Annotated in this window: 15 protein-coding genes, 1 other RNA gene and 2 pseudogenes; 17 read left to right on the top strand and 1 reads right to left on the bottom strand. The window is 60.2% G+C overall.

Features of this window, described 5'->3' with window-relative positions; all coding sequences use genetic code 11:
* Nucleotides 1–6: 6 nt before the first annotated feature.
* From AB5287_RS04025 to AB5287_RS04085, 13 genes are all read left to right on the top strand, one after another.
* Nucleotides 7–1,188, top strand: coding sequence for a glycosyltransferase (locus AB5287_RS04025; RefSeq protein WP_007052550.1), 1,182 nt, complete (start codon nucleotides 7–9; stop codon nucleotides 1,186–1,188).
* Between the two features lie 100 nt (nucleotides 1,189–1,288).
* Nucleotides 1,289–2,827 carry a UDP-N-acetylmuramate--L-alanine ligase gene (gene murC, locus AB5287_RS04030; RefSeq protein ID WP_007054402.1) on the top strand — a complete coding sequence of 513 codons (1,539 nt, stop codon included), beginning with the start codon at nucleotides 1,289–1,291 and terminating at the stop codon, nucleotides 2,825–2,827.
* Nucleotides 2,828–2,961: 134 nt separating this feature from the next.
* Nucleotides 2,962–3,891 carry a cell division protein FtsQ/DivIB gene (locus AB5287_RS04035; protein ID WP_007052552.1) on the top strand — a complete coding sequence of 310 codons (930 nt, stop codon included), beginning with the start codon at nucleotides 2,962–2,964 and terminating at the stop codon, nucleotides 3,889–3,891.
* Between the two features lie 125 nt (nucleotides 3,892–4,016).
* Nucleotides 4,017–4,413, top strand: a transfer-messenger RNA (tmRNA) gene (gene ssrA / locus AB5287_RS04040).
* 66 nt (nucleotides 4,414–4,479) lie between these two features.
* Nucleotides 4,480–4,968: a D-aminoacyl-tRNA deacylase gene (gene dtd, locus AB5287_RS04045; protein ID WP_032738948.1), complete on the top strand. Its 489-nt coding sequence runs from the start codon at nucleotides 4,480–4,482 to the stop codon at nucleotides 4,966–4,968.
* Nucleotides 4,969–5,128: 160 nt separating this feature from the next.
* A complete protein-coding gene (locus AB5287_RS04050) occupies nucleotides 5,129–8,248 on the top strand; it encodes an alpha-mannosidase (protein ID WP_007058508.1) in 3,120 nt (1,039 codons plus the stop codon).
* Between the two features lie 121 nt (nucleotides 8,249–8,369).
* Entirely contained in the window at nucleotides 8,370–11,522 is a 3,153-nt protein-coding gene (locus tag AB5287_RS04055; protein WP_368220717.1) for an alpha-mannosidase, read from the top strand.
* A gap of 389 nt (nucleotides 11,523–11,911) precedes the next feature.
* Nucleotides 11,912–13,204 (top strand): ABC transporter substrate-binding protein, encoded by a 1,293-nt coding sequence (locus tag AB5287_RS04060; RefSeq protein WP_007058523.1) that lies wholly within the window; start codon nucleotides 11,912–11,914, stop codon nucleotides 13,202–13,204.
* Nucleotides 13,201–14,172: a carbohydrate ABC transporter permease gene (locus AB5287_RS04065; RefSeq protein WP_007058509.1), complete on the top strand. Its 972-nt coding sequence runs from the start codon at nucleotides 13,201–13,203 to the stop codon at nucleotides 14,170–14,172. The genes AB5287_RS04060 and AB5287_RS04065 overlap by 4 nt, the downstream gene beginning before the upstream one ends.
* Nucleotides 14,172–15,011 carry a carbohydrate ABC transporter permease gene (locus AB5287_RS04070; RefSeq protein WP_007054409.1) on the top strand — a complete coding sequence of 280 codons (840 nt, stop codon included), beginning with the start codon at nucleotides 14,172–14,174 and terminating at the stop codon, nucleotides 15,009–15,011. The genes AB5287_RS04065 and AB5287_RS04070 overlap by 1 nt, the downstream gene beginning before the upstream one ends.
* 26 nt (nucleotides 15,012–15,037) lie before the next feature.
* Nucleotides 15,038–16,318, top strand: a complete 1,281-nt coding sequence (locus AB5287_RS04075; protein ID WP_368220718.1) for a glycosyl hydrolase — start codon at nucleotides 15,038–15,040, stop codon at nucleotides 16,316–16,318.
* 160 nt (nucleotides 16,319–16,478) lie between these two features.
* Nucleotides 16,479–18,731 (top strand): glycoside hydrolase family 3 protein, encoded by a 2,253-nt coding sequence (locus AB5287_RS04080; RefSeq protein WP_368220720.1) that lies wholly within the window; start codon nucleotides 16,479–16,481, stop codon nucleotides 18,729–18,731.
* A 143-nt stretch (nucleotides 18,732–18,874) separates the two neighbouring features.
* Nucleotides 18,875–20,542, top strand: a complete 1,668-nt coding sequence (locus AB5287_RS04085) for a glycosyl hydrolase (protein ID WP_007058521.1) — start codon at nucleotides 18,875–18,877, stop codon at nucleotides 20,540–20,542.
* Between the two features lie 418 nt (nucleotides 20,543–20,960).
* Here AB5287_RS04085 and AB5287_RS04090 read toward each other — a convergent pair.
* Nucleotides 20,961–21,278: pseudogene (locus AB5287_RS04090) on the bottom strand (transposase); the annotation flags it as partial.
* A 30-nt stretch (nucleotides 21,279–21,308) separates the two neighbouring features.
* Here AB5287_RS04090 and AB5287_RS04095 point away from each other — a divergent pair.
* The 4 genes and pseudogenes from AB5287_RS04095 to AB5287_RS04110 form a co-directional block, all read left to right on the top strand.
* Nucleotides 21,309–21,707: pseudogene (locus AB5287_RS04095) on the top strand (endo-beta-N-acetylglucosaminidase); the annotation flags it as partial.
* Between the two features lie 41 nt (nucleotides 21,708–21,748).
* Nucleotides 21,749–22,972 (top strand): hypothetical protein, encoded by a 1,224-nt coding sequence (locus tag AB5287_RS04100; RefSeq protein ID WP_195606258.1) that lies wholly within the window; start codon nucleotides 21,749–21,751, stop codon nucleotides 22,970–22,972.
* A 7-nt stretch (nucleotides 22,973–22,979) separates the two neighbouring features.
* Nucleotides 22,980–23,621, top strand: coding sequence for an Ig-like domain-containing protein (locus tag AB5287_RS04105; RefSeq protein WP_368220722.1), 642 nt, complete (start codon nucleotides 22,980–22,982; stop codon nucleotides 23,619–23,621).
* Between the two features lie 213 nt (nucleotides 23,622–23,834).
* A complete protein-coding gene (locus AB5287_RS04110) occupies nucleotides 23,835–24,941 on the top strand; it encodes a LacI family DNA-binding transcriptional regulator (RefSeq protein WP_013140959.1) in 1,107 nt (368 codons plus the stop codon).
* Nucleotides 24,942–25,006 lie beyond the last annotated feature (65 nt).

Consider the following 25,006-nt stretch of genomic DNA (forward strand, 5'->3'; position numbering starts at 1 on the left):
GTAATCATGAATCAAGGCACACCACATATCGTTCTTGCTGGCGGCGGTACCGCCGGACATGTCAATCCGCTGCTCGCGGTCGCCGGGGCGATTCGCGACATCGAACCCACGGCACAGGTCACCGTCATCGGCACTGCGGTGGGTTTGGAGAAGGATTTGGTGCCGGAGGCCGGCTACGAGCTCGACACCATCGAAAAAGTGCCGTTCCCGCGTCGCCCTAACCTGTACATGCTGCGCTTCCCGGCAAAATGGAAGCGAGAAACCGCCAAGGTGCGCTCCATTCTTGAAACGCGGCATGCGGATGTCGTGGCCGGATTCGGCGGGTATGCTTCCGCCCCCGTCTACGCCACCGCACACAAGATGGGCATTCCGATTGCCATCCATGAGCAGAATGCGCGTGCCGGCATGGCCAATAAACTGGGCGCTCGTTGGGCCGATTTCATCGGTACCGTGTACGAGGGCACCGGTCTCAAACCGCGTGCCGGAGCCGACGTCGAGCGCGTCGGTCTGCCGTTGCGCCCGGCCATCGCCTCCCTGACCAAACGCATCGGTGACGACCGTGCCGCCGTACGCCGTGAATCGGCCGCGCAGCTTGGCGTCGATCCGAACCGTCCGCTGGTGCTGGTCACTGGCGGATCGCTGGGAGCGCAAAGCCTGAACCGCGCCATCGCCTCCTCCGCCGCAGACCTGTTGGCCCACGCACAAATCATCCACTTGACCGGGCGAGGCAAAATCAGCGAAGTACGCGAACTGGTCACGGCCTCGGCCGGCGCGGACGTGCTTACCGGCATCGGCCCCGAATCGGCCGGACAAGGTGACTACCATACCGCCGAATATCTGGAACGAATCGATCTGGCCTTTGCCTGTGCCGACTTGGTGATTTGCCGTGCCGGAGCCGGATCGGTATCCGAGCTGGCTGCACTGGGCCTGCCGGCCATTTACGTGCCGCTGCCCATCGGCAACGGCGAGCAGCGTTTCAACGCCGAGCCAGTGGTGAACGCCGGCGGCGGCCTTCTGGTCGCAGACAAGGACCTGACCCCGCAGTGGGTGCATGAGCATGTGCCCGATCTGCTCGCCGATCACGAACGACTTGCCGAATTCGGCCGCAAGGCATGGGAATACGGCATCAGAAACGCTGCCGAAATCATGGCCCGGCACGTTCTGCAATTAGCCGAACCATCCAAGTAGTATTCAGATATCATTCCGTGCGCGATACTGACCAATTCCGTTCCGCAGCACGAGATACGGTCATAATATAGGGTGCTGGAATCCCTAAAGGAGTTTTGAATTGTCTCAAGATCAGCCCATAGTGCTTGACCCTACGTATGCCTCATTCGATGCTGCGGCCCGCCCTGCGGATCTCGGCGCCACCCATTTCATCGGTATCGGCGGTGCCGGTATGAGCGTTCTGGCCGAAATGCTGCACGCCGAAGGAGTCGCGGTGGACGGCTCCGATCGCGCACACAGCGCCAAAACCGACCGACTTGAAACGCTGGGCATCACCGTTGAATTCGGGCAGCGAGCCGAAAATGTCGCCCAGGCCGAGACCGTGGTCTACTCCAGCGCCATCAAACCGGACAATCCGGAAATCGTCGCAGCACACGCGGCGGGCAAGCGCATTGTGCATCGCAGTGACATCCTCGCCCTGCTCATGAACGGCAAACGAGCCGTCACCGTGGCCGGAGCGCACGGCAAAACCACCACCAGCTCCATGCTGTCCCACATTCTGGTGAACGCCGGTGCCGATCCAAGCTACGCCATCGGCGGCTTTATCCAAGGCCCGGACGGAACCACGCTGGACGGCGGACACGCGGGCAAAGGCGACATCCTGGTGGCCGAAGCCGACGAATCGGACGGCAGCTTCGCCAAATACCATCCGACCATCGCCATTATCACCAACTGTGAAGCCGATCATCTCGACCATTACGGCGACGAAGCCCACTACCGTGCCGCGTTCGTTGCCCACGCCGGCCGGGCCACCGGTCACGTGATCATCAGTATCGACGACCCCGACGGACTTGCCGTGCTGGAGGCCCTGCCCGCCGACGTGAAATCCCATACCGTTGCCTACGGCACTACCGCGCGTGAATCCCTGCCCGATTTGGGCGGTGCCGCGTATGTCTGGATCGCTTCGGAAAGCGAGACCGCTGGCAGCGGCGTCGAACAGCTCACCCTGCATCTGCCGGCCGCGGTGACGGCGGGGGAGCCGGTGTCTCAGAGCGTTGCCCTGAAGGTTCCTGGCGTGCACAATGCGCGCAATGCGGCCGCCGCCATCAGCGCTGCCGTGCTGCTGGGCGTGAGCCCCGCAGACGCGGCCAAGGCGGCCGGCACATTCCTCGGTGCGGCACGCCGCTTCCAGGTGCGCGGCACGGTCAAGCAGGTCACTGTAGTGGACGATTACGCCCATCATCCCACCGAAATCGCGGCCCTGCTGGATGCGGCCCGACGCCGGTACCCCGATTCGACCATTCGTGTGATCTTCCAGCCACACCTGTTCTCCCGCACCAAGTTCTTCGCGCACCAGTTCGCCAAATCCTTAGCCAAAGCCGATGACGTCATTATCACCGGCATCTTCCCGGCCCGTGAAAAGCAGGCCGATTTCCCGGACATCAGCCCCTCCACCATCGTGGACGCGGCTGCGGGACTCAAGGATGCTTCCGCAGGCACGTGGATTCAGCCGGTTGAGGATATGTGCCTGGCCGCCAAGATGATGGCCATGCGCGCCCACCACGGCGACGTGATCTTCACCGTGGGCGCGGGCGACATCACCGACATGGATCAGGTGCTGCTCACCGCACTTGAGGCCCATCGGGAAAGCTGCGAGTGATGTCCGGGCGCACGGTCAGATCCGGGGGCAATGACAACGGCTCACGTCGTTCGTCTGGGAGCTCCCGCAAGCCGCGCACCATCGGTTCACGCGGAAACACGGGTCGCTCGTCGAAGTCTCGCGCTCCCCGGTCCGTGTCTTCCGGTCATGAGATCGACGAGCCGGAGATCATCGACGATGTGACGGTAGCCAAGGGCCAGGCCGGTGCCTTCGTCGATGCACGGCGGTTGCACAGCGAGGATTACGTTGCCGAAACGCTGCATCAGACCACCGGCTCCCTAGGAGTCGCATCACGCCCGAAAGTGGTGAATTTCACCGAACGCGCCAAAGAACGCAAGCGTGCAAACGTGCGCGTCGTTGCGTTACGCGTGTTGATTGCGGTCGTCAGTGTGGCTGTAGTGGCGGGGCTGGCATGGCTGCTGCTTTTCTCGTCGGTGTTTCGTCTGGAAACCAGCGAGATCGGCGTATCCGGTGCCAACGAATGGGTGAGTGCGCAGACCATCCATGTCATCGCCGATAAGCAGGCTGGAAAGTCGTTGTTCCTGGTCTCCGCCCATGAGGTCACAGAGCAACTCAAGTCCATTCCCGGCGTCAGCGAGGCCAAGGTCTCCAAACAGTTCCCCAAGTCGATGAGCGTGGAAGTCAAGGCGCAACGGCCCGCGGCCATGCTGAAAAGAGGCGATACCCTGACCGCGGTGGATTCCCAGGCGCGTGTGTTGAACTCGGTGAAGAACGCCAACGTGGATGGCATCCCGGTGATCGAGGTCAAGGATATAGACGCCAGTCTCAAGAACCGTTCGGTGAAGGAGACGCTGACGATTCTGGGCGCGTTGCCGGAATCGATGCGTAAGTCCATTACCAAGGTCACCGCTGAGACGCAGGATTCGGTGACTACCACGCTTAACGACGGTGACCGCGTAATCATTTGGGGCGACTCTTCGCAACTGAAGCTGAAGTTGGCGGAAGTCGAGGAAATCGACAAGAACATCACCGCTGGCACGGCTGGCTTTGCCGGGAAACATCAGATTGATGTTTCCTCATCCCAGAAGCCCATCATCAAGTGACGGCGATTTCGTTGGCTTCGTTGGTTCCGGGGCGATGTTCGCTGCTGGCGATTTGCGCGAGTAGCGCCATAGGGTGTATGCTGAAAAGTCCGGCCGAAAAGCCGGAAGCTTGATAACTCAAGATTGGGGGCGATCGGTTTCGACGGTGACCTGTTCGCTGCAGGGAAGCGTGCCGAGAACGCCGGGTCCGCTCGTGGATGACCCCGGCAAAAGAATAAGTGCTAAATCTAACCGCACTGAGTTCGCTCTCGCTGCCTGATTTTTAGTCAGGATTAACCAGTGAGCAGCCGCTCCGTTCACTCCTCCTCGTCTTTGGGAGGATGTTGAGCGTCGTTTAGAAGACTTGCTGATGCAGTTGAGCCTCAGGGCTGCATCGGGACTTTAACTGCGGATATGCTCGCCATCAGTTGTCTGCGACATCGATGGGGGCAGAAAAATCGCCAACTTGGCCAGCAGACTACGCACGTAGAAGACTGTGGGCTCGGTCATCGGACCGGGGTTCAATTCCCCGCGCCTCCACCAAGACAAGCGTCGTTTCCGTAAGGGAACGGCGCTTTTTTGTTGCTGCAGTTGCTACTGTAGGGAGTCATGAGAGTTGTAGTGCAACGAGTATCCGAAGCATCGGTAGACGTGGTCAATGAATTGGGCACGCTGGATCCCACGTTCGAGCCGCAGCAGATTGGCCCGGGATTCATGATTCTGGTGGGCGTCACCGATGAGGACGGCGACAAGCAGATCGCCTGGCTGGCCCATAAGATTCTGAATCTCAGGGTGTTCGAGGATGCGCAGGGCAAGATGAACCGTTCGATCCAGGACATCGGCGGCGAGATTCTCTCCATCTCGCAGTTCACGCTGTTCGCCGACGTGCACAAGGGCAATCGCCCGAGCTTCATCAAGGCCGGCAGGCCCGAGCATGCCGATTTCATGTGGATCAAGTTCGACGAGGCGTTGCGCTCCGGGGGAGTGCCGGTGAAGGAAGGTCGTTTCGGTGCGCATATGCGGGTCGGACTGGTCAATGACGGGCCGGTGACCATCGTCATCGACACCGAGCATGACATGCCTGACGGAACACGCTGAATTGCGATAGTAATTTGACATCATATCCCGTTCCCTCCAATATGTTACTAAAGCGCTTTAGTCTTCTGCGGGCGAGGGCGCATGTCGATATGTTTCCCATGAACGGGCAGCACAATGATGTGGCCGCACAAGCGGCAGAGATAAGGGGAGTGAACAGCAGATGTTCCTGAAACCTGAACAGCAACTGGAGCGGTGCAAGCGCATAGTGCGCCAGCGCGTGGACCCTCATATCCACCCATCGATCGCACAGCTTGTGGTGGAGTCCTTTGACATTCCCGGAGAGCCGATGCCCACTGACGAGTTCTTCGAGAAGCTCAATCGAGGTGACATCGACTTCAAGCCGTTTACGCTCGGCGGTGAATGGGGCACCACATGGGGCACAGTCTGGTTCCGCCTGACCGGTACCGTGCCGGCCGGCTACCCGAAAGGCAAGCCGCTGGAGCTCATCCTCGACCTCGGCTGGTACCCGCACTCCTGCGGCGGCCATATCGAGGGCCTCGTCTACCGTGCCGACGGCACCGCCATCAAAGCCGTACACCCGCTCAACTATTGGGTGCCGTTCATGGATGCCGAGGGCAACGCGCAAGTGCCGGTCGCCGAAGACGGCAGCTTCACCCTGTACCTCGAAGCCGCCAGCAACCCGCTGCTGCTCGGCGTGCCTCCGTTCATTGAGACCGAACTGGGCGACCATGCCACCGGCAAGCCGGACGAGCCGTACGTATTCAAGTCCGCCGATCTGGCCGAATTCGATGAACGCTACGAGAACTACTCCGTCGATCTCGACGTGGTGAGCTCCCTGATGGAATTCGCCGACAAACAGTCGCCGCGCTACTGGCAACTCGCCAAAGCATTGCAGCGTTCGCTGAACGCCTACGACGAGCGCAACCCCGAATCCGTGGAAGCCGCGCGCGCAGCACTCGCCGGCGTACTGGCCAAGCCGGCCAATGCCTCGGCCATGAACGTCAGCGCCATCGGCCACGCGCATATCGACTCCGCATGGCTGTGGCCGGTGCGCGAGACCCGCCGCAAGGTGGCCCGCACCGTATCCAACGCATTGGCGCTGATGGACGCCGACCCCGACTTCAAATACGCGATGAGCTCCGCCCAGCAGTACGCCTGGCTGGAAGAGGATCATCCGGACATCTTCAAGCGCATGAAGCGGCGCATTGAAGAAGGCCGGTTCATCCCGGTCGGCGGCATGTGGGTGGAAGCCGATGGCATGTTGCCCGCCGGTGAGTCACTGATCCGCCAGATTGCATATGGCCGCAAATACTTCAAGGAACATCTCGGTGTGGAACCCAAGGGCGTATGGCTGCCGGACAGCTTCGGCTACACCGGCGCATGGCCACAGATCGCCCGCCGTGCCGGGTACGAATGGTTCCTCACGCAGAAGATCTCGTGGAACGACACCACCAAGTTCCCGCACCACTCGTTCATGTGGGAAGGCATCGACGGCTCGCGCATCTTCACCCACTTCCCGCCGGCGGATACCTATGCTGCTTGGTGCAAGGTTCAGGAACTTGACTACGCCGAGAAGAACTTCCAGGACAAGGATCTCTCCGACCGCTCGCTTCTGCTCTTCGGTTTCGGTGATGGCGGTGGCGGCCCCACGCGCAACATGATGGAGCACCTGCACCGCTACGAGAACCTCGAAGGCGTCTCCAAGGTGAGCATCGAAGAGCCGAATGACTTCTTCGACAAGGCGCATCAGCAGCTTGCAGAGAACGCCGGCCCAGAAATGCCCGTCTGGAAGGGCGAGCTGTATCTCGAACTGCACCGTGGCACCTTGACCTCGCAACAGGACATGAAACGCGGCTGCCGCCAAGAGGAATCGCTGTTGCGCACGGTCGAATACCTGGGCGCAGCCGCCGTGTTGTCCGATCCGGAGTACGTCTACCCGCGCGAGGAGCTGGACCGCATATGGAAGACGCTGCTGCTGAACCAGTTCCACGACATCCTGCCCGGCTCGGCAATCGCATGGGTGCACCGCGAAGCCCGCGAGGACTATCGCCGCGACCTGAAGCGTCTCGCCGAAATCGCCCAAGACATGTGCGCCGTGCTGCGCAAGGCCAACCCGCAGGCCGACCTGCTCGCCGAGGCCCGCATCAGCCAGTTCCGCAATGGCGGCGCGTCTTGGCATGCCAACCGCATCAACGAACCGACCGACGCGCTTTCCGTACTGACCCAGACATTGGACAACGGCCGTGTGCTGCTGGCCAACGGCGTACTGTCCGTCACCATCGAGGCCGACGGTACAATCTCGTCGCTGCTTGACGAGGAGCATGGCCGTGAACTGGTTCCGGCCGGCACCCGATTGGGCCAATACGAACTGTTGAGGGACGAACCCGCCGTTTGGGATGCCTGGGAGATCGAACGCGAATCCCTGCTCATGGCGAATGCCATGACCGGATCAATCGAATCGGTCGATACCGAAAACGGTGCGGCACGAGTCCGCGTGCGTACCGCCGACGATGACACCGTCATCACCACCACCATCACGCTGCGCCCCGGTTCACACACGCTCGATTTCCACGCCGACATTGACTGGCACGAACGTGAACGCTTCCTCAAAGTCGATCTGCCGCTGGGTATCGTGGCCGACCAAGCAACATACGACTGCCAGTATGGTCTGGTCCGCCGCCCAATCGTCAAAAACACCGCATCCGACGAAGCCAAGTATGAGAGCAGCACGAACCGCTTCGCCCTTATCGGCGACGCCGGTTACGCGGCGGCCGTCATCAACGGATCGGTGTACGGGTCCGATGCCACGCCGATCTCCGGGAATGCCGCCGAAGGTTGTGACTCGGGCACTATGTTCCGACTGTCATTGCTCTCCGCGCCGACCTTCCCCGACCCGCGCACCGATATCGGCTCGCACGAGTTCGACTGGTCCGTGGTGACCGACGCCACGGTGGACCGTGCGCTTGGCGCCGCCGGTGTGCTCAACGCACCGGTACTCCATGATGTGCCCGATATCACGCCGCTCGCCTCGATCGAGTCAGCAAACGGCACCGTGGTGCTGGACTGGATGAAGCTGGCCGATGATGGTTCCGGCGACCTGATCGTACGTGCCTATGAGGCGGCCGGCGGCCAGGCCGATGCCACGCTGCACATCTGCCCGGCGCTCGCAGGCGCTTCGGTGCATGAGACCAATGTGCTGGAAGGCGACAATCTGGCCACCGACCTTCCAGTCGCGCTGCAAGACGGTAGGCAGAACGCCGAAGGTGCCACGTTGCACTTTGGCCCGTTCCAGCTCGCCACCCTGCGCATCACGCGCTGAATTCCCGTCTGACGCTTCTGCCTCCTCGAACCATGAGGCGGCAGAAGCATGTCGTATTACGGTTTTTCCAATTGCCACCACACCCATCATTTCCATTAGACACAGCAAAGGAGAACTCTCCATGTTTCTTCTGCCCAATCAGCAGTTGGAGCGCTGCGACCGCGTCATGCAGCAGCGCGTCAAACCGCATATCCACACCACACTTGCCGCATGCACCTTGCGTTCGTTCCACAATCCCGGCGAACCGGTGCCCTCCAGCGAATTTCTAGCCAAAGTGCGCAACGGCCAAGTGCCCTTCGAACCTTTCCGCGTTCCCGGCGTCTGGGGCACCACATGGGGCACCACATGGTTCGAGGTGAACGGCCACATCGACATGGCGGCGGTCAAAGGACGAAAAGTCGAACTCATGGTAGACCTCGGCTGGCTCGATCACCGCGGCCCCGGATTCCAATCCGAGGGACTTGTCTATCGTGCCGACGGCACCGCCATCAAATCCGCGAACCCACGCAACCACTGGATTCCACTCGTCTACGCGGACGGCAGCAGCACTGTCGAACTCGATGAGCATGGCGACTTCACCGTCTATATCGAAGCCGCCGCCAACCCATTCGTCGAAGGCCCCACCCCGTTCTCACCCACTGAACTCGGCGAAGAGGCCACCGGCACCTGTGACTTCCCATACACACTGAGTCGTATGGACGTCACCATCTTCAACGAAGACGTGTTCGCCTACTACATGGATCTGGAAACCGTCTCCTCGCTGATTCGTGAGCTCAAGGACGACGACCCACGCTACTGGCAGCTCGCCAAAGCACTGCAACGCTCCCTGAACATCTACGATGAACGCGACTTGGAAACCTTGTCGGCAGCCCGTGCGGCGCTCGCCGGCGTACTCGCCGAACCGGCCGCCTCCAGCGCAATCAAACACATCGCCATCGGCCACGCGCATATCGACTCCGCATGGCTGTGGCCGGTGCGCGAGACCCGCCGCAAGGTGGCCCGTACCGTATCCAACGTGCTGGCTTTGATGGACGAAGACCCGGACTTCACGTATGCGATGAGTTCCGCCCAACAGTACGCATGGCTGGAAGAGGAGCATCCCGACCTGTTCGCACGAATGAAGCGGCGCATCGAAGAGGGCCGCTTCATCCCGGTCGGCGGCATGTGGGTGGAATCCGACAACATGATTCCTTCCGGCGAATCATTGGTGCGGCAGATCACGTTCGGCCGCCGATATTTCAAGGAGCATCTCGGCGTCGCGCCGCGCGGCATCTGGCTACCGGACAGTTTCGGCTACACCGGCTCTTGGCCGCAGATCGCCCGCCGTGCAGGATTCGACTGGTTCCTCACGCAGAAGATCTCGTGGAACGACACCACCAAGTTCCCGCACCACTCGTTCATGTGGGAGGGCATCGATGGCACGCGTATTCTCACGCACTTCCCGCCCTCGGATACCTACTGCTCGTGGATGAGCATGCACGAGCTCATGTATTCGCAGCGCAACTTCCTGGACAAGGACCTCTCCCGTAACGCGATCCTGCTGTACGGCTTCGGCGATGGCGGCGGCGGCCCCACCCGTGAGATGACCGCGCGCATCCGCCGCGACCATGATCTCGCCGGCGCGCCGAAAATCGAATTCGGTACTCCCGACCAACTGTTCGATCGCGTGCGCAAGGATATCGTCGACGATGCGCAAGGGGAGACCCCGGTGTTCAAGGGCGAACTGTACCTTGAACTGCACCGCGCTACCCTCACCGCCCAGCAGGACATGAAGCGCGGCTGCCGCCAGGAGGAGTCGATGCTGCGCGTCACCGAATACCTGTGCGCCGCGGCCCGCATCAAGAACCCGGACTATGTCTATCCGCGCGAAGAGCTGGACCGTATTTGGAAAACGCTGCTCCTGAACCAGTTCCACGACATTCTGCCCGGTTCGGCCATCGCATGGGTACACCGTCAGGCGCGGACCGAATACGCGCGTGACATCGCTCGGCTGAACGAGATCGCCCTTGAAGCCGGGCGCGCGATCGCAGTCGTGGAACCCGATGACGCAACCATAACCGACGCCGTAATCGCCCCATATTCCCGCCAAGCCTGTGAGACGTGGGTGGTACGCCCGGCTTCGAGCCGAGCCGAAGCGGGAACCGCATCCATGGCTCGGGTCGCCGTTACCCATGACGGCGATACGATTGTGCTCGACAACGGCCAACTGCACGTGCGCATTGAAGCCGACGGCACCGTTTCGTCAATCGTCGATCAGCGAACCAATCGTGAACTGGTGCCAGCCGGCACCCGACTGGGCCGCTACGAAATGCTCAAAGACGAACCCTTCCACTGGGACGCCTGGGATATTCAACGCGATGCATTCCTCACCGCCAACGCGCTCAGCGAGGCATCGATTACAAGCGTGGATGAAACCGCCAACGGTGGGGCCGTCGTGCATGCTGTCACTCGCGCGAAGGGCGTTGAAATTCGTACGGGCATTGCCTTAAGGCCGGGCTCCGCCACACTGGACTTCACCGCCGATGTGGACTGGCATGCCGTCGAACAGTTCCTCAAAGTGGATATGCCGGTCACCGTGCAAGCGGTGAACGCGCAATATGAATGCCAATACGGCCTGGTCGAACGCCCGATCAATAAGAACACGCGCAGCGATGATGCCAAATTCGAAAGCTGCACGCATCGCTTCGTGCGTATCGCCGACGCCGACTATGCCGCCGCTGTGGTCAACGCCTCCACCTACGGCTCCGACGTCAGCCCCATCCACGCCGATACGGCACATGGCACCGGCCGCGGCACCATGGTGCGGTTGTCGCTGCTGTCCGCACCGCTGTACCCCGACCCACGCACCGACCAAGGCGCGCACTCCTTCGCATGGTCTCTGGTCGCTGACGCCGATATGAACGCAGTGCTGGACGAAGCGGCGCGACTCAACAGCCCCGTAATAGGGGAGTTGCCTGATATGGCGCCGCTGGTCTCGCTCACCGACGCCACCGGCACCATCGTATTGGACTGGATCAAGCTCGCCGATGACGGTTCCGACGATCTGATCGTGCGCCTGTACGAGGCCGCCGGCGGCAATGCCACGGCCACACTGCGCCTTGACGCCGCTCTCGCCGATGCCAAGGCCGGCGTGCGGGAGGTGAATCTCATGGAGGAGCCGGAACTGGACGCCGAACTGCCGCGCGCGCTCGCCGGTGACGAACCAATGCCTGCCGACGGTGCGGTCGTTTCGTTGGCGCCATTCCAGCTCACCACGCTGCGTATTCGCCGATAAGGGATATTGGGCCTAGACTCGATATTTTGGGTCGCGCCCAACCGTAACGGAACCGGAACAGACCGGCTCTGCCATACGGTTGGGCGCGGCCCATTATTGTATGAGAAGAGGGAGAGCGATCCCGTTGGACAAATATCAATGCGACACGCGCGGATGAATTCGTTGCGTGCATGTTTCGATTGTGTTATATTCTTACTAAACCGATTTAGTTAACAGGTTCATAACTGGCTGGAAACTAAAACGGTTTAGTCTCAGCGATGAGAACTGAATAAAGGTTGTGATACCACGTCAATCACCGCGACGGGTGACTGTACCGGAACACAACGATTAGGTTTTCTCCGTCCACAGCAGGGCGGGGCGAAAAAGGAACCAAAAGGAAAGGAAAACGTATGTTTTCTATGAAGAAGATCCTCGCCATCGCCGGTGCCGGTGCGATGCTCGTATCGGTGGCTGCCTGTGGTAGCGGAACTGCGGGGGATGACGGCGGCAAGAAGGAGATCTCCTTCCAGACCTGGAACCTCAAGAACGACAAGTACACCCCGTATTTCGAGGCGCTGATCAAGGCCTATGAGAAGGACCACCCGGACGTCACCGTCAAGTGGCTTGACGCCCCGTCCGACGGTTACGAAGACAAGCTGTCCAGCCAGGCTGCGGCCGGCGAACTGCCGGACATCGTCGATGGCGGCAACTCCATCCTGTACGGTCTGGCCAAGGCCGGTGCGCTGCTCGATGTCTCCAAGCAGGCTCCGGATGCGGAAAAGGACTACTACGAAGGTGCTTGGAAGTCCGTGACCATGCAGGGCAACGGCGTCGAGAAGGGTGCCTACGGCCTGCCGTGGTACGTCAACGATGGCCCGACCTACTGGAATACCGAGCTGATGCAGAAGTGCGGTCTTGACCCGAACAAGATCCCGACCACATGGGATGAGTATTTCGCCGCCGGCGACACCATCGTGCAGAACTGCAAGGATGTCTATTTGGGCACCACGATGGGCTACAACGCCGAAGATCTGATGACCGCAGGCGTCAAGTCCTTCATGAGCGAGGATCACAGCAAGTACACCTTCAATGATGAGGCCGGCGTCAAGCAGATCAGCCGCTTCGTTGAGCTGTACAAGAAGGGCGGCATCCCGCCGGAGGCCCTCGACTCCTCTTGGAGCCAGGCCGCCGATCTCTTCCAGCGCGGCAACCTGGTCTCCATGGCTGGCTCCGCCTACTCCGCTGACGGCTTCAAGCAGAACGCTCCGGACCTCTACAAGAACCTCGCAGTCGGCCCGCGTATCAGTAACGACGGCAAGTCCGCTTCCGTGGCCTACGAGATGCTCGGCATCAGCGCCAACTCGAAGCACCCCGACGTCGCCATCGACTTCGCCCGATTCGTGACCAACGAGAAGAACCAGATCGAGTTCGACAAGAAGGCCTCCGTGTTCCCGTCCGCCAAGGGGGGTCTGGATGACGACTACTACAAGAGCATCGACGAAAGCACCCTTGAGGGCAAGGCTCTGAAGATCACGCTCGACCAGGTCAAGGACGGCTACGGCTCTCGTCCGTCCGAGTTCACCGACAACAACGGCTACAAGAACTTCCAGCAGCAGATCGCCCTCGCCATGCAGGGCAAGCAGACCGCCAAGGAAGCCCTTGACAAGTCCGTCGAGTTCGCAAACGAGAAGCTCGCACAGTGAGCAACGCGGCACTCGCCGCTGACAGGTCGGAGGCCCGCACGGCCTCCGACCGGCCTGAACCGATGAACCTCAACCACGGCAAGAAGCAGAATCGTAGCTTCGGCACCATCATTGCCCCCTACCTGTTTGTTCTGCCAGCGTTCGTGATTGTGTTTGTATTCATCGTCCTTGCGGCACTCAACACTTTCAGGCTTGCTTTCACCAACTCCACGCTGCTCCGTCCGGGAACCTTCGTCGGACTCGAAAACTTCATCAAACTGTTCCATGACGAGTACTTCCTCACGGCACTGCTGAACTCCACACTCTACGTGATCTGCGTAGTGCCGTTCATGGTGATCCTCCCGTTGATCCTGGCCTATCTGGTCAAGGGCAACTCCCGCATCATGGGCTTCTTCCGCACCGCCTTCTACATGCCGGTGGTTATGTCCGCCGTTGTGGTGGGTATGATCTGGACCAACCTGCTGGATTCCGCCGGTCTGGTCAACTCCGTGCTCAAGGCATTGAAGATCATCTCCAAGCCGGTTCCATTCCTCACCGATCGATGGGGCGTGCTCTTCAGCTCGATGTTCGTGACAATCTGGCTGGGCCTCGGCTACTACATGGTCATCTACCTGACCGCCCTCGCCAACATCGATGAATCCCTTTACGAAGCCGCCTCCCTCGACGGCGCTGGCCCTGTCCGCCAGTTCATCTACGTGACAATGCCCGGCGTGCGCTCCACGATGATGCTCATCATGATGCTGTCCACCATCGCCGCATTCCGAGTCTTCAACGAAATCTACGTGTTGACCAACGGCTCCGCAGGCCCCGGCGGCATGGATATGACGATGTCGATGCTTATCAAGCGCGAAGGCACCGGTATCCAGGCCCGCACTGGTTACGCGAGCGCCATCTCCATCGTCGTGCTCGTCATCGTCGGCGTCATGCTCATCGTGCAGCAGATCGTACAAAAGCGAGGTGAGGACTGATGAATACCAACACGCATAAGGTCACTGTCGGCAAAGTCGTCCAGTATCTGATTCTGATTCTGATGTTCCTGCTGCTCGTCGGCCCGTTCGTCTGGGAACTGTCCCTGTCGTTCAAGGGCAAGGGCGACAACGTCTACGCCGTGCCTCCCTACCTGATGCCGAAGACCCCGACGCTGGACAACTACATTTCCGTGTTCAAGCAGGTCCCGGTATTCCACTACATGCTCAACACGCTGGTGGTCTGCCTGATCTCCATCTTCGGCAACGTGGTCTTCTCCACGATGGCCGGCTACGCACTGGGACGCCTGAAGTGGCGTGGCCGCGGACTGGTGTTCACCATGTTCATGGGCACCATGGTCATCCCGATCGAAGGCGTGATGATCTCCCAGTTCCTGATCATTCGCTCCATCCACCTGCAGAACACACTGCTGGCAGTCGCACTGCCTGGCCTGTGCGGCGCCATCAACATCCTGCTCATGACCAACGCCTTCAAATCCATTCCAATGGAACTCGAAGAGGCGGCCATGGTGGACGGTGCCAACCTATGGCAGCGGTTCTTCCACATCTGTGTACCGCAGGTCAAAGGCACGATGACCGTTGTCGGCATCTTCGCATTCGTCGGTGCCTGGAACGACTTCCTGTGGCCGTTGATCGCGATCTCCGATGAAAGCAAGTACACCTTGACCCTCGGCATGAACCGACTCAAGGGCATGTTCATCCAAGATCCGCGACTGATCGCCGCCGGTGCGCTCGTCTCGCTTATCCCGATCATCGTCTTCTTCTGCTGCTTCCAGCGCTACTTCTTCCGTGGCTTGGAACAGGGTGGACTCAAGGGCTGAGCGGACTGGAAAAAGGAGGTACTCCAATGAAATTCGGAGTCAACTACACGCCGTCGCATGGCTGGTTCCACGCATGGCTCGACCCGGACTGGGACGGCATCGACAACGATTTCAAGCAGATCAGCGAACTGGGTATGGACCATGTGCGCATCTTCCCGATCTGGCCGTATCTGCAACCTAATCGCACCTGGATCAACAAGAAGGGCGTGGCGGATGTGCGCCGCATGGTGCACATCGCCGGCGAGCACGGTTTGGATGCCTATGTGGACGTGTTCCAAGGGCATCTGTCCAGCTTCGACTTCCTGCCTTCATGGCTGGTCACCTGGCATGCGGGCAACATGTTCACCGATGCGGACGCCGTTGCGGCCGAGCGTGAACTGGTCAAGACCATGACCGATGAGCTGTCCAAGGAACCCGCGTTCAAGGGTCTGACCTTGGGCAACGAGGTCAATCAGCTGTCTGACAGGCCGCATCCCACGAAGATGAGCGCCACGGACCGGCAGATCGACGCATGGCTGGACGCGCTGCTTCCGACCGCCGCCGGTGAAGGGCGCAACGCGCTGTACAGCGTCAACGATGGCACTTGGTTCATCGATGGGCACCCGTTCACTCCGGTGCAGTCCGCCACCAAGGGTGATATGACAGTGATTCACTCCTGGGTGTTCAACGGCATCGCGCAAGGATACGGCGCCACCAGTGAGGAGTGCTCGTCGTACGCACTGTACCTGGCCGAGCTGGCCAAGGCGTTCGGCAAGGATTCCGAGCGCCCGGTGTGGCTCCAGGAAGTCGGTGCGCCGGAGAATGTGCTGGAAACCGACTACACGCCGGAATTCTGCCGCAAGACCGTTGAACGTGCCATGGATTGCCGGAACCTGTGGGGTGTGACGTGGTGGTGCTCGCACGATGTGCCCGCCAGCATGGAAGACTTCCCGTTCTTCGAGCACTCTCTGGGCTTGTTCGACGAGCAAGGCCAGCTGAAGCCGATCGGCCGTACGTTCGGGGAACTCGCCGCACAGTACCGTTCCGCATTGCCGGCTCAGCCGAAGACCGTCGCCGTGGTGATTGATGTGGATGAGGCCGGAAACCCGGTGAACCGCAGTGCGCTCGGCCCGGGAGGCTCGGTGTGCGACCTGTGGATGAAGCTGCAGGTGGCGGGCCAGCGCCCGACCATCATCACCTCGCAGGTGGCGTCCAATCAAGAGGCGCTCGCGCAGCGTGGCATTCTGGAATTGCACGCTGACGAACACCCCTATGCCGCCCGTTACTACACTGCGGTTTCGGACCCATCGTTCGAAACGGCTGATTAAACCGATATCCGGTTGTGGAATCATCTACTCCTTGTTCCACAGCCGGATATTTTCAATTGCAGTGCGCACAATTGCAGTGCGCAGGGCAAAACATAAGACCCGGTACTCGCCGAAGAGCGAGAAGAACGAGAAGACAATATACGAGAAGGGGGAGCGCTCAATGAGCATCAATTGCGCCGCAGTGGACCGACTCATTGATTCGATGAGCTTCACGCAGAAAGTTGGCCAGTTGAACCAGCGTCTGCTCGGTTGGAAGTCCGTGGAACGCAATGCTGCGGGACGGCTGGTGGCCTCGGACGAGCTCAAGCAGGAGATTGACCGATGGGGTGGACTCGGCACCCTGTACGGTCTATTGCGAGCCGACCCATGGTCTGGTCAACATTGGGGTAACGGCATACGCCCTGAGGAGCGGACTGAGGCGATTGCCGTGGTGCAGCAAACTGTGCTGGAACGTGGCGCGCACGGCATCGGCGTATTACTTAGCGAAGAGGCGTCTCACGGGCATCAGGCGCTGGGCGGCACGGTGCTGCCCACCAATCTGGGTTTGGGCGCTACGTTTGACCCGCAGGGGGTGCAGGAAGCGGAAGCCGCGGTTGCCGCAGAACTGGCCGCCAGCGGCATCCATATCGCATTGGTATCCGGTTTGGACATCGCCCGTGACCCACGCTGGGGCCGTTGCGAGGAATGCTTCGGCGAGGATCCGCTGATGGCTGCCCGCATGTGCGAGGCCATCGTTACCGGCATGCAGGGTGAGCATCGCAGCAAGGTCGGCCACGGGGGAGTGGCCGTGGTGCTCAAGCATCTGGCGGCGCAAGGCGAGGCCGTGGGCGGCCGCAACGGACAGTCCGCCGTACTGGGCCCGCACGATCTTCATGAAATTCATCTGCCGCCGGTGGCCGCCGGTGTGCGCGCCGGTGCCTTGGGCTTTATGGCAGCCTACAACGATATCGATTCTGTACCTTGCTGCGCCAACCCGTGGCTGCTCAAGGATTATCTGCGCGACCAGCTCGGTTTCGACGGCATCGTGATGGCCGATGGCCTGGCCGTGGATCGGCTCGAAGATATGGCCGGCTCCATTCCCGCGGCAGGGCGTGCCGCACTGCTCGCCGGCGTGGACGTCTCCCTGTGGGATGAAGGATTCACCCGCCTCGAAGAATATGCGGATGACGAACAGGTAGTGGCCGCTGTCGACACGGCCTTGCGCCGGGTGCTGGAACTCAAAGCCATGTTCGGTCTCTTGCCCGAAGACGGTGCCGATACCGCCGCAATTGCCATGCCGAGCGCCGACGCCATCGCGCAGGCCACTGCGGATGGGCGTGAGCAGGCCAAGCGCATGGCCCGCGAGGCGATAACGCTGATCAATGATGGCCAGTCTGCCGCCACGCTCGACGATATCCGCAGCGTCATAGCTGATGCTCAAGCCGGCCCTGTGATTGTCGCCGGCCCGTTCTCCGACGATTTCGACTGCTTCCTGGGCGATTACACCGCCCCTCTGCCCGCCGATGAACAGTCAAGCGTCTACCGGCAATTGGTGGCACGTCTCGGGGAGGACCGAGTTCTCTTGGCCGCCAAGCCGAGCGATGCGCCGGCCGATCAATGGGCGCGTGCGTCGACCGTGGTATTCGTATGCGGCAGCACCAGCGAACGCAGCTATGACAGTGAATTCGACGACAATGGCGCGGCGAAGGCCGTAACCGAATACGGTGCCACCTGCGGCGAAGGCGTGGACTTGTCTGACATCCGCCTGCCCTGGCGTCAGGATGACATGCTAGGCGAAGTCGCGGCATTGACCACCGCTCCAATTGTTTCGGTGGCGGTGTGCGGTCGCGCGCATGTACTGACCGATGTGCTGGAACGCTCCGCCGTGACGATCTGGGCCGGATATGCCGGCCAATATGGGCCGCAGGCCGTAGCCGACGTATTGGTTGACGGAGCCGACATGTCTGGCCGCCTTCCTGTGACCTTACCCGCATATCCCGCAGCCATTCCCGTTCGATACAATGACCGCCAAAGTGCCGCGCATGTCTACAAGGATGCGGCGGAACCGATATTGCGCGGCTTCGGCTATGGAGCCGGTTCGCTGGCGGCGGTGACGTTCAGCGAGATGCACGCTGATACGCAATCGCATCCAGGTGAAGTGCTGGTGCAGGTGACGGCACATGCTGACGATCACGGGGCCGCGGGTGCCGTGAATCTGTTCGCGCATGTCAGCGGCGGCCGCCGCATCCCACGTTTGGCAATGCTTGTCGATTCGGTATACATGGACTTGAACGCGGGAGAGCGTCGCGATATCGCGTTCCACGTGCCGTGTGATCGTCTGCGGGATGTCGGTGACGGGCAAGTTCAGGTGACCTGCACGCTGGATGGAGATTCGACGCATACGGTCACGGCGACGCTGCCGGGGGAATATTAGGGGGCATGTATGAATGTGGGGTGCGAAGCACTGGAACCGCATCACACCCCCGGATGGAGCCTGAAACCGCAAGGCATCCATTCTCGCAACCTGCAAGTCTGCGGGTTGTCACCCGATAGAGGAAACAACAAAGGAGATTATATATGTGTTGCTCACAAGGTAGTGAAGGGCGCTCGTCCATCGGACGCAGACTCGCCGCCGTCGCGGCGGGCGTAGTCGCCACAGCACTGATGCTCGGATGTTCGCTGGCCATGGGAACGGTTGCGAACGCCCAGGAGGGGGATTCCCCCGTTGCGGCGTCGCAGGAGGGTAACGGCAACAAGCATTTCATGGTGTATTACCGCGCATGGCGTGACGTGACCATGAAAGGCGTGAACACCGATTTACCGGATGACAATTGGATCTCCATGTACGACATTCCATACGGCATCGATGTCGTCAATGTGTTCAGCTACGTTCCCAGTGGCCAGGAAGCGGCGGCCCAGCCGTTCTATGACAAGCTCAAGAGCGATTACGCGCCGTATCTGCATGCCCGAGGCATCAAACTCGTACGAGGTTTGGATTACAGCGGTGTTATGGTCGACGGTTTCAAGACGTGGATTGCTCAGCAGGGCAAAAACGTCGATAGCGCGACCGAATCGGATTATGACGCGTACGCCGATCATGTCATCGAAACGTACATGACCTCGGTTGGCCTCGACGGTCTTGACATCGATATGGAAACTTTCCCGGATGCCGCGCAGGTGGCGATTTCCGATCAGGTCATCACAGCCCTCGCCAAGCGCATCGGGCCGAAGTCGGATAATCCGGAAGGCACGATGTTCCTTTACGACACCAATGGCAGCTACACTGCTCCGTTTAAGAACGTTTCTGATTGCTTCGACTATGTTGCCTACCAGCAGTACGGTTCCGATTCGAACCGGACGGCCAAGGCCGCTGCCACCTACGAACAGTTTATCGACTCGACCAAGTTCGTTCCCGGCCTGACCTTCCCCGAAGAGGGTGACATGAATAACCGGTGGAACGACGCGACCGAACCATACCTGGACAGTCATTTCTATGATGTGGCCTCATACTCGTACGACCACAATCTCGGAGGCATGTTCGTCTACGCGCTCGACCGTGACGGACGCACCTATTCCGACGATGATTTGGCACACATCAAACCGTCGAATCTGATTTGGACGAAGACAGCCATCGCACAAAGCCAAGGCATGAGTCTGGAAAACGCCAAGCAGGCTGCCAACCACTTCCTTGACCGTATGTCCTATACCAAGGATGTTCCAGCCGAAACGCGCCAAACCGTGGCAGCGGCCACCAACCTGTATGAGGTGAACAAGGCGGTGCTCGGCGCGGATTGGAACGACGGATACAGCAACACATATGATCCGACGCTCGAACTTTCCCTGACCTCCATCGACACCACGGCACTTACCGGTGCCATAGCCAAGGCGGATGCATTGCTAGCTGACGGCGCAACCGATACCGATGTGCGGACAACGCTGACCACGGCCAGAAACGCGGCGGTCACTGGCCTGACCAGCAAGCTGTATACCGGAGCTGACGTTGTCTCCTGGACGGCATCGCTCAACACCGCAATCGCAGATGCAACGGGCGGCAAGCCCAAGCCGCAACAGCCAGGCACAGGCGAAACGGACAAACCTAGTTCCGGTGACGCATCACACAACAAGCCACAGTCTGCAACCGGACGTCTGGCAAGCACCGGTTCCGATGGCACCGTCGTGCTATCGGTCGCCGTGATTATGACGCTCGCCGGTATCAGCGTATTCGCAGTCCGCCGCCGCGGATAACACCGGTTCGAATGAACCGAAAAACAGTATTTGGGATACGGCGCGATATGCGAAGCGCCGTATCCCATGGCCCACATCGGTAGGGACGAAGTAGTACGCAGACGGTTGATCTCCGGCGTAAGCCGGAAGAAGTCAAAGGAGATTATAGATGAGATTGTCACTAGGCGATCCCGCTGGGTGTACTTCTGCCCGGGCTCAACACAGGAAATGGCTGTGCAGCGGTCTGGCCGCGGTATTGTCGATGACCACGCTGGCGGCGTTGGCCGCACCGGCCAGCGCCACCGACACAATGCCATGGGGGTGTTCCTATGTTTTTGTCAACTCCTTGGGGAGTTGACGTGTCGGGATTCCGGTTGGCTGTCGTGGGCGCGCTTCGCCCTGCCGGTGGCGTCCGGCGTCCTTTCCCGTGTGGCCCGATTCAGGCTACGAGGGCTGGTTCCTGGTAGAGGACGCCGTTTTTGAGCATGCTGTAGATTACGTCGCAGCGTCGGCGCGCGAGGCAGATGACAGCGGCGTTGTGGTGCTTGCCCTGTTCGCGTTTGCGCTTGTAGTAGGCGATGGACGGCGGGTGTTTGGCGGACGCGACGAACAAGGACTGCCACAGCGCGTTCCTGAGGCGTTTGTTGCCCCGTCTGGAGGGTCTCTCGCCCTTGATGCTGGTGCCGGACTGGCCGGTGGCCGGAGCGATGCCGGCGTAGGCGGCCAGGTGGGCCGCGCTTTTGAAGTTGGCGATGTCGCCGACGATGTTCCAGCCTACCAGGACTTCATGAAGCAGATCGTCGATCAGGGCATTTACATCCAGTGGTACGACTCAGCCACATACCCGGGTGGCGGCGTAGGCTACCAAGACATGTTCAACGGCAGCAATTCGCCGTATGTGCAGGATACGGACAAGGGCAAGATCTCTGATTCCATTTTCCTGAACTACTGGTTCAGCGGCAACATGCTTAAGGATTCGGCCGCTCACGCCGAGAGTTTCGGCATCGATCCGAAATATGCGGTGTTTGCTGGCATCGAGTCCGGACAGAAGAAGTTCGACAGTATCGGCAGCAATGCGGGCTATATGAACGTCAATCTCGACGATACAGGTAAGCCGTATGTGAGCCTCGCCGCGCTCGGCGCCGACTTCGTCTCCCGCGAACTGGGCGACGACAAGAAGGTCTATCCGAAATACCAGAACCAGGTGTTCGACCGCGAACGCCGACTGTGGACCGCTCGTCCACCGGCGAGAAGGGCACCACCGACATCGCCGACAATTACATCGACGACGGCACGAGCAATGACGGTTGGAAGGGCTTCGCTTCCCAGATCGCCGAATGCTCCGTGGTTGGCGGTTCCATGTTCTCTACGTCGTTCAACACCGGTCACGGTCTCGAATGGCGTGATGGCGGCGAACGGACCAGCGACCAGCAGTGGGGCAACATCAACCTGCAGGATATTCTGCCGACATGGCAGTGGTGGATCGATGCCGACTCCGACCCGCTGCAGGCCGACTTCGACTACGGTAAGGACTACGAGGCGGTACCACGCTTCAAGTACACCAAGGTCGGTGGTTACGAAGGCGGCGATTCGCTGGTGCTGAGCGGCAAGCTCTCCAACGACAACACCATTCGCCTGTACAAGACCGACCTGGATGTCGCTGCCGGCTCCAAGATTGACCTGACCTACAACAAGCTCAACAGCGATGATTCCAAGTTGCAGCTTGGCCTCATCCTTGCCGACGACCCCGAGACCGTGGTGCCGGTGGACGTGACGGACGGTTCGGCAGGCAACGGCTGGAAGACCGCGAGCGTGGACCTGTCCCAGTACGCGGGTAAGAAGATCGCCACGCTCAAGCTCTACGCCGTGGGCGCGGACGGCTCGCGTTCGCTCGCCACCGAAGCGCCGCTGAACGAAGCGGCGGCCGTCTCCGACGTGAAAGTCGAACCAGGCAAGGACGGCAACGTCAAGGTCTCTTGGACCAATCCGCAGGTATCCGGCGAGAAAACCGTGACCGTCAAATCCGACACCGGTTCGTGGCGTTACGCCGCGAAGCCGTATTCCCAGACCGTCAAGGTCGCCGCCGACAAGAGCAAAGTGACGATTGCCAATGCGCCGGTTGACAGCTCCCGCTATGTGGTGAACGTCGATAATGCAGGTGGCACTACCGCTACGGCAACAGGTGCATTTGCCGATGCCGCCATTGAGCCGTATCCGGCTTGCTCGGTGATCTGGAATGGCGATAATGTGACGCTGGCCCGTCCTGAGACTCAAGACTGGCGCTACCTGTACATGACCGAGAAGTGGATCGGCGAGAATGGCAAGCAGCAGCAGAAGAACCAGCTGGGTGCTAGCTACACCTACTCGCAGAACACTCCGCCAATCACTGGTATTATCCGTGGTCGTACCACACCTGCCTCATACACCAGGTCCATCCCCCGCCAGTCATGAACTGCGGGTGCAGGTCGAGGATTACAGCGGCAACAAGACCGATCCGGCGAAGATTCCGACCGCCGACGAACTGGCCAAGTGCACGGTCGCCGACCCCACCCAGCCGGATGCCAAGAAGTCCACGCTGACCGCGGTCGACGGTTCGGCCGTGGCCGACGGCAAGGCCATCCGCACGGTGCAGGCAACGGTCAAGGATTCGTTCGGCAATCCGCTGGCCAATGCCGAGGTGGCGTTTGAACTGCCCGAAGGCGTCTCGGCCATTGGCGGAAACACCACCGTCAAGACCGATGCCGCCGGCGTGGCTTCGCTGAACGTCGTGTCCACGAAGGTCGGCAAGTACACGGTGAAGGCCGTGCTGAACGGCAATGCCATCGGCAAGGGCGTCACCGTCGAATTCACCAAGGTCGCGGTGACGCCGAACAAGCCCGGCGACCAGAACAAGCCTGGCGATACCAAGCCGAACAAGCCCAGCCAGAACGACAACAAGAACAATGACAAGAATGGCGCTTCGTCGAGTGCCACGGGTTCGTCGGTCATTGCGATTGTGGCGGCCATGGTGGTGCTGCTTGGCGCGGGTGCGGTGGTACTTCGCGCTCGTAGCAAGACGGAGTGGTTCGTCGCAATACGGGTGTTGATACTCGTGCCATAAGCGGGATTTAGGGGTTGCCCAATGGGTGCCCCCTAAATCCCGTTTGTTTTGTCGCAAGACATATGCCGAGACCAGTGACTAAAACGCTTTAGTTATTTCACTGAAATTATTGATATCATAAGAGTTAGCGCACGGTTGATGCATATGGCCCAATGCGGGGGTGCCGTCAACCGTATCGCAATAGTCGCAATGCGGTCGTAAAAAGGAGTGTTCATGAGATCTGCTCGCGAGGCATCGTCATCGTCTGACGGCACGCAGCGTGTGAGCCTGAAAGACATCGCAGATGAATTAGGCATCTCGCAGACCGCGGTATCCTTCGCCATCAATGATCGGCCCGGCGTTTCCGCGGAAACCAAACGTCGGGTCAAAGAGGCTGCAGCCAGGCTCGGCTGGACGCCGGTCTACGCCGCACAAGCACTGGGATCCTCGAAGACCATGACCATAGGCTTTGCCCCCGCACGATCCACGCAGGGGCTCACGGATGAAAGCTTCATGCTGCACTTCATGGCGGGTGTGCACGCCTCGCTCAGCCCCAAAGGCTATGGTTTGCTGTACCGCCCATGCCGATTCCTGAACGAGGAGATGAGCGTATACAAGGATTGGGCGTCGCGCAAGCGCGTGGATGGCGTTATCCTCGTCGATTTGCGAGCCGATGATCCACGCCCGGAATTGTTGAAGAATCTGGGTGTGCGCGCAGTGCTTGCCGGAGGACCCGACCCGAACAATTATGTGCCGTCACTGTCCATCGATGATTCACGCACGATGGGAACCGTGCTCGAACATTTGTCGTCATTGGGACACCGCCGAATCGCCTATCTTTCCGGCGATCCGAACCTGGATTATTCACAGGGGCGTGTCGCGGCGTTCCGCGCATTTGCCAAACGGCGAAAGCTGGAATCCATCAACATCGAATTCACCGATTTTGTTGCGGAACAGGCCGCGATGCTCACGTTGGAGATGCTGCATTCACCGAAGCCGCCTACCGCGTTCATCTATGAAACGGAGATCCTCGCCGCGGCCAGTCTTCACGCCATGGCCGAAGATTATTCCGCTCGGCAGATGGAGGCGGGGGAGGGCCATGCGGAAGTCTATCCGAATGGGCTGCCCGCCATTGTCAGTTTTGAAGACAGTTTCATTTGTGAGGCGGCGTATCCGTCAATTACCGCCGCGCATCGTGATGCCAGCGAATACGGTGCCAAAGTGGCCAAACTGCTGCTCAAAGTGCTTGCCGGAGAGCAGGTGAGCGGCAACCGGCGAATCCTCACCCCGAAACTGGTGATTCGGGACAGCACCGCCAAGCCCATGGATACCATGGCGTAGAACGGTCATTGCATCGGCTTGCAGACAATGACATGCGACCAGTACGGCGTTGGCCCCCGTATTCC

The organism is Bifidobacterium sp. RTP21102st3_E2_RTP21102_210122 (assembly GCF_040916945.1).
Lineage (GTDB): Bacteria > Actinomycetota > Actinomycetes > Actinomycetales > Bifidobacteriaceae > Bifidobacterium > Bifidobacterium longum.

Coding starts and splice junctions, on each gene's coding strand:
- AB5287_RS04060 (WP_007058523.1), top strand. CDS start 11,912: ATGTTTTCTATGAAGAAGATCCTCGCCATCGCCGGTGCCGGTGCGATG.
- AB5287_RS04050 (WP_007058508.1), top strand. CDS start 5,129: ATGTTCCTGAAACCTGAACAGCAACTGGAGCGGTGCAAGCGCATAGTG.
- AB5287_RS04055 (WP_368220717.1), top strand. CDS start 8,370: ATGTTTCTTCTGCCCAATCAGCAGTTGGAGCGCTGCGACCGCGTCATG.
- AB5287_RS04075 (WP_368220718.1), top strand. CDS start 15,038: ATGAAATTCGGAGTCAACTACACGCCGTCGCATGGCTGGTTCCACGCA.
- AB5287_RS04085 (WP_007058521.1), top strand. CDS start 18,875: ATGTGTTGCTCACAAGGTAGTGAAGGGCGCTCGTCCATCGGACGCAGA.
- AB5287_RS04070 (WP_007054409.1), top strand. CDS start 14,172: ATGAATACCAACACGCATAAGGTCACTGTCGGCAAAGTCGTCCAGTAT.
- AB5287_RS04080 (WP_368220720.1), top strand. CDS start 16,479: ATGAGCATCAATTGCGCCGCAGTGGACCGACTCATTGATTCGATGAGC.
- AB5287_RS04110 (WP_013140959.1), top strand. CDS start 23,835: ATGAGATCTGCTCGCGAGGCATCGTCATCGTCTGACGGCACGCAGCGT.
- dtd (WP_032738948.1), top strand. CDS start 4,480: ATGAGAGTTGTAGTGCAACGAGTATCCGAAGCATCGGTAGACGTGGTC.
- AB5287_RS04025 (WP_007052550.1), top strand. CDS start 7: ATGAATCAAGGCACACCACATATCGTTCTTGCTGGCGGCGGTACCGCC.